Source organism: Streptomyces sp. AC558_RSS880, from assembly GCF_019049255.1.
GTDB lineage: Bacteria > Actinomycetota > Actinomycetes > Streptomycetales > Streptomycetaceae > Streptomyces.
In genome coordinates this window covers 1-11,410 of sequence record NZ_JAGMUJ010000185.1, presented here as the reverse complement: position 1 = coordinate 11,410, position 11,410 = coordinate 1, and the positions used below count along the sequence as shown (strand labels likewise).

The 11,410-nt window shown below is 72.5% G+C and carries 3 protein-coding genes and 1 pseudogene; 3 read left to right on the top strand and 1 reads right to left on the bottom strand.

Annotated features, from left to right (window positions below):
* Positions 1 to 630 precede the first annotated feature (630 nt).
* From KUM38_RS39435 to vph, 3 genes and pseudogenes are all read left to right on the top strand, one after another.
* Positions 631 to 987: a peptidase inhibitor family I36 protein gene (locus KUM38_RS39435; protein WP_217136952.1), complete on the top strand. Its 357-nt coding sequence runs from the start codon at positions 631 to 633 to the stop codon at positions 985 to 987.
* A 2,567-nt stretch (positions 988 to 3,554) separates the two neighbouring features.
* Positions 3,555 to 4,070, top strand: a pseudogene (locus KUM38_RS39430) (transposase); the annotation flags it as partial.
* Between the two features lie 52 nt (positions 4,071 to 4,122).
* Positions 4,123 to 4,986, top strand: a complete 864-nt coding sequence (gene vph, locus KUM38_RS39425) for a viomycin phosphotransferase (RefSeq protein WP_217136951.1) — start codon at positions 4,123 to 4,125, stop codon at positions 4,984 to 4,986.
* Positions 4,987 to 5,204: 218 nt separating this feature from the next.
* Here the strand turns inward: vph and KUM38_RS39420 are convergent, their stop codons facing one another.
* Complete coding sequence (locus tag KUM38_RS39420) at positions 5,205 to 11,381, bottom strand: transposase (protein WP_217136950.1); 6,177 nt, start codon at positions 11,379 to 11,381, stop codon at positions 5,205 to 5,207.
* Positions 11,382 to 11,410: the final 29 nt, after the last annotated feature.

The window sequence follows — 11,410 nt, the reverse complement described above, 5'->3', positions numbered from 1 at the left end:
GCAGCAGCCGCTGCTTGCGCCGCCCCGGATCCAGCACCGCGCCCGCCCGCCGCACCACCAGCGGACCCAGCAACCCGAAATCAAGCCCATGTTCCACAACCGTCACCGTCCCCCGGTATCCCGCTCAACGGCGTCACAACCCGCCCCCCGGACACGGCGTGCGGACACGTGAGCGGTTCGCTCTCCCCGGACACCTGCGTGACCGTCGCGGTGACCTGTCCGCCCGGAGCGGGGGAGCGGCGCAGACGACCGGAGCGGTGAGGACCCCCTCGTCCCTTCCCGCGTACCGGAAAGGGACATTAGCAGGGCTCCGCCGGCGGCCCGGTCCGCCGCCGCCCGGGCGGAGCGGGAGGTGTCCGGCACGCCGGCCGAAGGCCTGAGGGAGGGACGGGGCCGCCGGCCCTCCCCGCCCGGCACCGCCGGCCCGCCAGCGGTCACCGTGTGAGACGTGGGGCCACGGGGTGAACCACCGCGCCGTTTCGAACGTCCACAGCGAACGGACGCACATGCGGAAGGTCGTGGCACGTGGCCACCGCGGCGGATGCTCCGCCGCGCCTTCCGGGAAGTGCTCCTCCACCCACCACGTCCCGGCGTTCCCGCCGGTGGCGAAATCACGAATGAGGAACATCTGTGATCGGTTCACGGCTTCGCCGCGTCCTGCTCTCCGGAGCAGTGCTGGCCGGCGCCCTGGTGACGCTCAACGCCCCGGCTGCACAGGCCCACTACAGCCAGTGCCCCTCCGGGCACTTCTGCATCTGGCAGCACAGCAGTTACGAAGGCCGCTTCTTCTCGAGCACCCATGACACACCCAACGTCGGCAAGGACATGAACGACCGCACGACCTCGGTGTGGAACCGGACCAACCGCACCGTCTGCATGTACCGGCACGAGAACTACGGCTACGACATGGGCTGCTACGGGCCCGGCGGCTCCACCGCCGCTCTGCCGATCCACAACGACGAGCTGACCAGCTTCCGGTTCCACTAGTCCCGGTCCGCCGACGGCGGATACCGTCCCGGACGGTCCCGCCGAGCGGCCGGGGCCGTCCGGGGCGGGGTGGGCGAGCGTTCATCGGCCGGACCACGCGGGGTACCCGCTCGTCCGCGCCCGTCCCCTTCCCGGTGCCGGGCGAACAGGCCGGGCCGCCGTCTCGTTCACGCGGTGTCCGCGCCCTTGCGCGTACGGCCTTGCCCACGGGTCCTGTGGCCGGCCCCGGCCCGTCGCCGTAACGGAGGAGTCCATGGTGATGTCCCGTCACGAGAGGGCGCAGCCCTCTCGTGACGGCCGCACGTCCGTCCTCCGGGAGGACCGTCACGCACACGCGCCGGGGAGGGGCGGAAGCCCGCAACCGGTGCCGGAATCCCATGAACGACGTGCGCCGGAAAGCCGGGACGTGCATCGCCACGGCAGTGGAGCGGCCCCGACGCGCCGGGCGCGGTCCCGGCCGACGGCTCCCGGCCGGCGGGACGACATGAGGGCCGACCGACCGGGCCCCACCGCCGGCCGGCGCGTCCTCGTTGCCCAGGCGCTGCCCGGAGCGCCGGTACTCGCCGCGCCCTCCTGCCGGCCTGGCGACCGTCGTCGTACCGCCCTCCTCCCCGCACGGTCCGGACCTGCGCCGAAGCACGACAGGCCTTGCCGGAGGGGCGCGCTCCGCGCCCGGGGCCGGGGACGCCGAGCCCGGCCGGAGAAACCGGTCCGCCGGACCCGGACGAGACTGCGAAAAGGGCCGGGCGCGGTGCCTCCTGCCCCGGATACCGGCGGCGACGCGTTCCTGCGGCCCGCGGAGGACGTGAGACGGACCCGGGCACCGGAACCGTCGACGTCCCGCGGACGCCCCCGGCGGCCGGCCTGCCCGTGAACCCGGTTTCCGTACCACTCGTTCCAAGCGGCAGCGGAGCTGCCTCACAGCGAGTCGCCCATGCCCAAGGAGATCCCGAACACCATGCAGTCAGCACACCGATATCGCACCGCGGCCCGGATCTTCCCCACCGCGGTCCTTGCCGCTCTGGCTCTCGTGCTGGTCCTCGCCGCTCTCGTGTAGTCCGGTACGCGGCGCACCGGGGCCGCCACCGGGTCTCCCCGCGGTGCGATACGGGCCGACCAGGTCGATCACGTCCCCGACAGGCCCGAGTACGTGTATCCCGTGGCGCTGCCGCGTTCCCGGGGCGCCGTCCGCCACGAGATCCATGACGAGCGGGGCCGGACCGTGCTGTCCGGCCGGATGGGACCGAATACGGGGCACTGGAATCGCGGCCGCCCGGACATCCGCTTCACCGGCCTGGGGCTTCCGCACCGCGCGGGCACCTATCGGGTGCACGTCATCGGGTCCGTGACCGCCGCCTTGCCGCCGTTCTCCGTCGGCTTCCGGCGGGAGCCGCTCACCGCGCTGACCGTCGGTCACGTCGTCACTGGGACCGCATCGGCGATGCCTGGGCCAACGATGCCCCCGACGCGATGGACGTCGGCTCCGCGCGACGCGCACGGCTCCGGGCGTACGAGGCCCCGCCGCCCCCTCTGGGCGGGGGCTCCGGCCGGCCGGGTATCCCGCCGGTCCGGACCTCCCCGCGGGCGGCATCGCCGCATTCACCGCTGCGGCGGTCCTGGTCCTGCCGACCACGGCTTCCGTGACGGTGCCGGCCGGCGTCCGCATGCTCCACCCGCCGTACGCCCTGGTGAGGCGCCGCCCTCGGCCTGGGAGCGCAAGGCCATGATCACCGACATCACCCGGGAACTGCGCGCTTGTTCGGCGAACTGCAGCGGTCGGAGGCTGCCCAGGACGGGTCCGCCCGCGCCACCTCCCGCCTGAACCACCCCGGCCTCGCGTCCGTTGGACGCGGAGAGACGACGTGCGGCGGAGCGAGGACGATTATGGGCGAAGACTTTGTCCTGCGGGTGGCCATCGGAGTGGTCCTGGGACTGCTGGCGGGTGCGGCGGTGCTCGCCCTCGTGGGCGCCGGTCACCTGCTGGTGGGTGCCCGGCGGTTCGGCGGTCACCTGCCAGCAGGTGACCCGGGCCTCGGAGCCGTGGCCGTCAGGAGGCCAGCCGCTGCCGACGGAGGGTCGAAGCACGGCTCCGCCGCTCCAGAAGGGCGGGGGCCCACGCAGCCTCCCGATGGCCGGGGAACCGGACCCGGGACGGGCCGCGACCGGCGCCGGCGAGGTCAGACCGGGTGACCGAGGGCCGCGAGCTGTCCGGCGAACGGGACGGCCTTCCCGCGCTGTGCCGACGCCGTTCGCGCGGGGCTCTCCGCCGAACGCTGGTCGTCCGCCCGGACGGGCATGAGGCAGGCCGGTCGCGCGCAGCCCTGGAAATCCCGGCCGGCAGGTCGGTGGCGAAAGACACCCACCCCACTCCGGCCGACGCCCTTTGCGTCACTGTTCCCCGAGACGCGAGGAACGGTGACCACAGGTCAGGTGGAACGCGCGGAGAGCAGCCCTGCCGATGCCTGGCCCGAGGAAGTACCCGCTGGAGGTACGTGAGCGTGAGGTGCGGATGTACCGCAGGCTCCAAGCAGCTCGCCAGTAACCTGACCACCTCGGTTGCACCACTGGAGAGCAAGCCCGACCGCCTGCCGGCGACCTACCGCCGCACGCACGGCATCGCCTGCTTCCACGGTTGCTACTCCGTCGGCGATGACACACTCTGGGGCGTCAACCGACGCCGCAAGGGCACCGCCAACACCCTGGCCGCGCTGAAGTCGATCCGCGCCGCCCGCCCCGACGGCGCCCCGATCTACATCATCTTGGACAACCTCTCCGCCCACACCGGCGCTGACATCTGCCGCTGGACGAAGAAGAACAAGGTCGAGCTGTGCTTCACCCCGACCTACGCCTCCTGGGCCAACCCGATCGAAGCTCACTTCGGACCGCTGCGGCAGTTCACCCTGGCCAACTCCGACCACCGCAGCCACCCCGCGCAGACCCGGACCCTGCACGCCTACCTGCGCTGGCGCAACGCCAACGCCCGCCACCCCGACGTACTCGCCGCCCAGCGCAAGGAACGCGCCCGCATCCGCAGCGAGAAGGGCATTCGCTGGGGAGGACGCCCGCTCACCGGCGCGGCTTGACAGCACTTCGCGCGCATCGCCTCCGACCCAGCGAAGGATCCAGAAGACACTCGTGAGCATCCATCCGACGCATCGCGCTCTGCTGAGCCGTCTGCTGCCCGACGACAACCCGGAAGACCTTGCCGTACGTCAGGGGCAATTCCACACCGTGGTCATCGGCTCAGACCGCGTCGTGTGCCTGCCTCGCACCCGGGCAGCAGCCGCCCGGCTGCCCCAGCGGGCGGCCGCACTACACGCACTCGCCAACCTCGGCCTCGGCTTCCGCACACCTGAGCCGCTGCTCCAGGGCGGCACCCACGGCACCGACGAGGCGCCGTTCCTGGTACTCAGCCGCATTCCCGGGGAACCGCTGGAGACCGACGCCCTCAACGATGCCCAAGTGGTCGACACCGTGGCGGCGCAGTACGCCACGCTGCTGTCCGCTCTGGCCCGTGCCGGCACCGACGAGACGGTACGAGCAGTTCTCCCTCAGGCAGCAGAAGACCACTGGCGGCGGTTCGCGGAGAACGTGCGCGCGGAGCTGTTCCCGCTCATGTCCGACAGCGGACGCTTACGGGCCGAGCGGGAACTCACAGCACTCAACAGCCTTCCCCACCTCACTCAGGGAGTGGCCCATGGCGACCTCGGTGCCGAAAACGTCCTGTGGGAGTGGACGCACGGCCTGCCGCGCCTCTCCGGAGTACTCGACTGGGACGACGTCATACTCGGCGACCCGGCCGAGGACCTCGCAGCCATCGGCGCCAGCTACGGCCCTGAGCTCCTGGAGCGGGTACTCACCTTGGGCAACTGGTCAAACCACGGACTCCTCACCCGCATCGCCACGATCCGCGGCACATTCGCCCTGCAGCAAGCCCTCTACGCAATCCGCGACGGCGACGAAGAAGAACTCGCGGAAGGCCTAGCCGACTACCGCTGAGTCATACCGGCACATCCGCTTCATCGAGCACTACACATCAACAGCAACCCGGCGAACCTATGTGGTCACAGCACTGGCCGCGCCGGTTCGAGCGGCACCGCATCCGTTACGGGCGACGTGCCGGCCCCCATCAGGCTCTGCTCGAACCGGGCCGCAGCCTCCGCCGTCCGCGAACCTCATCTTGAAACGATCGGTCGGTCCGTACGTCCCTGTCCCGGTCAGCCCGTCGCCCGGTGGAGCCCGACCCGGAAGCCGTTCTCCGGCAGCGGCAGGATCAGCACCATGAGTTCCGAGTCGACGTCGGCGAGGGGCATGATCCGGTCTCGCCCGGGACCGGTCAGAACACCCACCTCGACGCCCAGGGCCCGTGCCGCCATGACCGCGACGGCCTCATCCACCAGGAGCGACCGTTCGCCCCTCCACAGGCACGCCACCTGGAACTGCCTCAACCGTGTCAGTTCACCGGCCGGCAGCCAGTCGTTCCCGCCCGCCAGTACGGCCTGCGTCCGCAGCGCCGGGGGCACGCCACCCTCCAGGACCGACAGGACCTCCAGGGGAATCGGTGTGTCGGAGTTCATCAGTTCGCCCTCCCCGGGCACCCCTGTCTCCCCGGCCGCGGCCGCTGCCCAGGTGTAGAGCACGTCGACGGCTCGGTCCCCGGTCGTCCGGCTCAGCCTGTCGGCCAGTTCGACACCGGGCCGGTCCGCCAGGACGCGGAGGGCGGCCGCGTGCAGTCCGTGTGCCAACGCCATGTCGAAGGCCGGGTGGTCCGCCAGCACCTCCGGATCGTCGGCCTGCCCGTCCCCCTCCGCTCCCGGGGCCGGGTCCGTCCCGCCGGCGTCTCCCGGCGGCAGGCCATCCGTGTCCACGTCCATCGGCTCGGTATCGGCCGGCGCAGCCGTCGCCGGTGGCGGACCGGCGTGTCCGTCGTCCGGCGGGGGTGAGGGCGGGCCTTCGGCACCCGGTCCCGTGTGCGAGGGCCCGGACAGCGCCTCGCTCATCGCTTCCAGCAGCCGTTCCCAGTGGCCGGACTGCGTGTACTCGTCGGCGAGCCGGTGCACGTACCGCCGACCCCCGTACCGCAGCATTTCCTCGTCCGGGACGGCGGCCTCTCCGTCGCGCTCGATGCGTAGGATTCCGGCGATGCCCTGGAGCGCCTTGTCGACGAGACGCCGATCGCCCGGGGACACGATTGGCGCGGCGACCGCCGCCCATTCGTCCTCGGACAGTTCACGCCACTCGCTCGTCTCCTTCCGTCGCGCGCTGAGCCGCCGTAGCTGGCCCGCGGCCTTGCGCAGGGGGGCGGGCACCGGCGGGGTGCCCGCATCCCCGCCCCGTGTGCCGTCGACGGCGGCCCTCCACTGTTGGTACAGGTAGGCGTTCGCGGCAGCCCGGGCGCTCAGGGGGGCGTACAGCGCCGTCGTCCGGACACGCAGTGCCTGCTCGATGGGTGTCCGGAGCATTCCCCCTTCGTCCAGGAGGTCCCGGGGGTCCGGCCGGTGGAATGCCCGCGGGGCCCGGGCGTCCTGCTGTTGGGGGTCCGCGGCGGGGACCGGGCCGAGGGGGCGGCGCGCCGCCTGCTGCGTCACTCCCTCCCAGACGTCCGATGTCGCCCACCGGCGAAGGATGGCCTGGTTCCGCCGATACGGTCCGTAACGGGCGGGCAGGTCGCGCCAGTTCAGACCGTAGGTGTTGAGGTAGGCGAAACCGGCCAGCACCTGCCGCGCCATGCGCAGGCTGTACCGGCCGAGCAGGTGGGGAGCCACCGTTCGCCATTCGGCGTCGGACAAGCCCTCCCCGGGCACCCCTGGGCCCGCCGCCCCGTCGCCGTTCCCGCCCGTGCGGCGGGCGACGAGGGCGTGCAGTTCGCGGTCCGGGAGGTGGGCGAGAGCCTGATGCACGCGGGCGAGCAGCAGCCGGCCGATCCCGGGGTGGCCGCGCAGTTCACTCCTGACCGCTTCCGCGGTCGTATGCCCGGCGAGCCCGTGCCGGATGCTGAGATAGAGACCGACGGCTTCACGCACCCGTGGTTTCAGGCTGTCCACGGCGATGGTGTGCTTCAGCTCGTCCCAGGCGTCCTCCACGATGTCTCCGGTGCTGTCCAAAAGTCCGGAGAAGGCCCCGCGCGGTACCCGCCGGAGCAGGGCTCCCGTGTCACCGTCGGACCGGCGCGGCGCTCCGTCGCCGGCCGGGGACCCACCTGCCGTCCGGGTGGCCCCAGGCGGGGCCCCGGCCGCGTCCCCTCGGCCGCCGGAAGGTGCGGGACCGCCCTCCCCGGCGGCGCCCAGGGTCGGTGCGCTCCCCGCCCCGGGCGCCGCCGCGGACGGAGAGACGACGCCGTCCGGGCCGTCGAGGTCACGCCCGATGGCCAGGACCGGCGCATCGCGGTCGTTCACGCCAGGTGGGACGTCCTGAGGCGGCTCCCACATACCGAACTCCGGAAACATCGGGAAGTCCAGGTCCAGGTCCAGGTCCAGGTCCAGGTCTATTCCCAGGTCCAGGTCTATTCCCAGGTCCAGGTCCAGGTCTGGAACCGGATTCGGGTTCAGGTTCGGCTCGATGTACCCCTGCGGTTCCAGGTCCCTCATCGTGCGGTCGCCGTCCGCGTCCTCCTCGTCCACCCCGGCGTCCGCCGCCTGCCACGGGAGATCCCCGATCCAGTCGAACCCGGCCCAGAGGTCCTCCTCCCCTGCCGGTGCCGGGGCGGGGTCCACCGGCCCGTCCTCTTGCCAGTCGGCCAGGAACTGTTCGAAGACCGACGTCTGTTCGTCCGCCCCAGCGGGCTCCTGCGGCCCGGGAATCGCGACCGACTGTGGTTCCGCGGCGGCCTGCGGCAAGCCGGCGTCCAACCACGCCAGGCCGCTCCCCAGGCCGGGCGCCAGCCGCACCAGGGGCCACAGGCCGGCCTGCTGCCAGCGGGCGACCTGCTGGGCCAGCTCCGGATCCCGGAGCGACAGCACCGCCCAGCCGGAATTTCCCCCCTCCCGCCCGTCGAGCTCGCGCCCGAACTCCACCAAGGCCTCCAGGGCGGTGAACATCTCCGCGCCCGAGGCCACACCCCGCTCGTGCAGGACTTCCCGGAGCCGCAGCCAGTCGCGCACGCCGGTGACCGGGAGGTTCCGGTCACCCGCTTGCCCGCCCGTCCCGTCCCCGGGTCGGTGTATCGCCCGGTGCCCGTCCGCCAGCAGCTGGTCCCACACCGGTCCGCCCAGGATGTCCTCCCGGGGCGGGCGCCCGCCCCGGGCGATCAGCCCGGCGATGCTCCGGGGCGCCTCGGCGTATTGCCTGCCGGTTCCCGGAGGCATCAGGTTCGGGACCCGCTCTGCGAGTTCGGCGATCTCCTCGTCGGACAGCTCCCGCCAGTCGCCGTCCTCGTCGAGCGGGAACGTTCGTCCGCGGACCCACCGGCCCAGTTCCGCGAGGTCGTCTCCGGTGAGACCGCGCCGCAGCGCGGACGGCCGCAGCCCGAACCGCTCCCCAGCCTCCTTCCCGGTGAAACCCAGTCGCCAGTAGACGAGCGCGTTCCACCGTCTGCGGGTGTGCTCCAGCACGTACTGTGCGGCGACCAGTGGCCGCATGGCCCGCCAGGCGGCGTCTTTCAGCCCGCCCTCTCCATGGAGCAGTGCGGCCACCTCGCGGTCCAGCCACTCCAACTCGGTTCCGGGTCCGTACTCCAGCAGCGTCGGCCAGACGCCCGCCTCCCGCCAGAGCCTCACCGCTTCGGCCAGTTCCGGCTCCTCAGCCGTCAGCGCCGCCCAGCCGAAGTCATCCCCCTCCCGCCCGTCGAGCTCGCGCCCGAACCTCACCAGGGCCTCCAGGTCACGGAAGGTCTCCGCGTCCGCGGTCACACCCTGCTCCCGCAGGACCTCCCGCACACGCAGCCAGTCGCCGATAGCGAAGGCCTCGGCACGCCACACCGCGTTGTCCGCACCCGACGCGTCCTGCGCCGCAGCGGAGCGGACCCCGTACACCATTCGGGTCCCGGCCCGGAGCAACTCGTCCCACCACGGGCCGCCCAGCAGCTCGTGGACATGCGGCCGCTTGTGCCGGCTGACGAGATCGGCGATCCGCTTCGGCGCCTCGGTGTACCGCTTACGGGCTGCCTCCGGCATGAGGTTCGGTACGGCCCCCGCGAGTTCGGCGATCTCCTCGTCGGACAGCTCCCGCCAGTCGCCGTCCTCGTCGAGCGGGAATGTTCGGTTCTCCGCCCACTTGCCGAGCGCCTTCAGGTCGTCCTTCGTCAGACCGCGGCTCATGTTGACCTTGGTATGCATGCCATACCGCTTCACGGCCTCTTCCTGGGTGAAGCCCAGTTTCCAGTAGACGAGCGCGTTCCACCGCTCGCGGTTGCCTCTGCCTCCTGTGCCTTCCACACACCGGGCGGCGACCAGCGGCCGCATGGCCCGCCAGGCGGCTTCCGTCAGTCGCCCCTCGTGCAGCAGCACGGCCGTATCGGTGAGGTTTTCCACCGGTCCCGGTGCCACGGTGCCGCTCGGACCGTCCAGCCATGCCAGACCGTGTCCGACTCCGATCGCCACCCGCAGCGCCGGCCAGACGCCGGACTCCCGCCAGTGCGTCACCCGTTCGGCCAGCTCGGGTTCCTCCTCCAGCAGCGCGGCCCAGCCGTCGGCGCCCTCGCCGTACCGCTCACCGAACCCGCGCCCGAAACTCACCAAAGCCTCCACGGCGTGGAACATCTCGGCGTCCGCGACCTGGTGCTCCGCGATCAAGGTCTCCCGGAGCCGGAGCCAGTCGTGCAGGGCGACGACCCGGGCGCGCCCGCCGGTCCGGCCGCCGACGCCCGGCGCGGCCCCCGCAGCGGGCCGGGCCCGGTCCCCGCCTCCGGCCCGCAGCAGCTTCTCCCACAGCGGGCTCGCCAGGACATCGGCGCGCACCGGCCTGCGGTCCTCGGAAACCAGCCTGGCGATCTTGTCGCGAGCGCCGAGATAGAGTCCGGCCGTTCCCCGCGGCAGCAGGTTCGGCACCCGTTCCACCAGCTCCGCGGCCTCCTCGCCGGACAGCTTCCGCCAGTCGCCGTCCTCGTCGAGCGGGGACGGCCGCTCCTTGGACCACTGTTTGATCTCCGTCAGATCGGCCTTGGACAAACCGCGGTTCTTAGTGCGCGGGAACGAACTCGCCCCGAACTTGTCGGCTGCCTCCTGTGGGGTGAACCCCAGTCCCCAGTAGGCGAGCACGTCCCACTTGTTACGGGTGGGTTCCGGGACACACCGCTGGAGGACCAGCGGCCGCATGGCCCGCCAGGCGGCCTCCGTGAGCTGCCCTTGGTGCAACAGCCCGTCCGTATCGGCGTCGGGGCGCGGAATCGGCCCTGGGCCCGGCGGGGCCAGCATCCCCGCCGCCTCCGCCACGGCCGGATTCAGTCCGACCGCGTGCAGCGCGGCGCTCACCACGTCCGCCCACACACCGTGTTGCTGCCAGTGCAGCAGCACTCTCGCGACGATTCCCGCGTGCGGCCCGAACCGGGAGGGCATCTGTGACCAGTCCGCGTCCGGGCTGCCCAGGTACCACAGCATCGCGCTGACCCTGCGGCGCTCGGTGTCGGCCAGAGGCGCGAACCGCTCACCCCGCCCGGCACTGCGCTGGAACCACCACCGCAGCACCTCGGAGACGGCCTGCCACGCGGGTGCCGTGATCATCCCGTCCTCATCGACCAGCAACGCCACCAGCGACGCCGCGTCCGGCGTCGTCCCGGAACCACTCGCCTCGGTCCCGGACGCGGGAGCCCTCGTCCGCCCGGAGGCGCGGGAAGGACCGGCCGACGGGCTTCGGCCGACCCGCGCACGTCCGGAGTTGAACTGCACCGGGTCGGTGAACGGCGTCCCCGCCGGCGTCTGCGGCACCGCGATGCCGCGAGCTGCCCGGTTTGCGGTGGGCTCGACGACCGCCGCGGCCGGGACCGGGCTGGGTGGCGGGGTCGTGGACACGGTCGCGGTGTCCGGTCGGGCGAGGCGGGTGAGGGCGTCGGTGAGGGTGTCACCGGGGTGTGAGGCCCGGTGCCGGTCCAGCAGCCGGGACAGCTCCCGCGAGGTGAGCGGGCCGGTGTCCGCGGCCGGGCCGGCGTCGGCGGTGTTGCCGGTCAGGCGGGTGTTCTCCCAGGCCATCGCCCCGCGCATGAGGGTTTCGAGTTCCGCCTTGCGGGCGGAGTCCCAGCCCAGGTCCGCGCCCGCCTCCCGGCGGATCACCCGCAGCCAGCGCACCGCCCGCTCGGCCGGCCGGCCGGCACCCCGGACCAGCCCCGCCCGCCGCGCCAACGCCTCCAACTCCACCGGCCCCGGCTCCGGATAGAAGACCAACTCCTTGTGCTCGGGCTCCTTCAGACTGTCCGCCACCCCGATCCGGGCCGGCCTGCCCGCCGACGGCCCCACCAACGCCACCTCACCGGTGTAGGCGTCTATCACCTTGC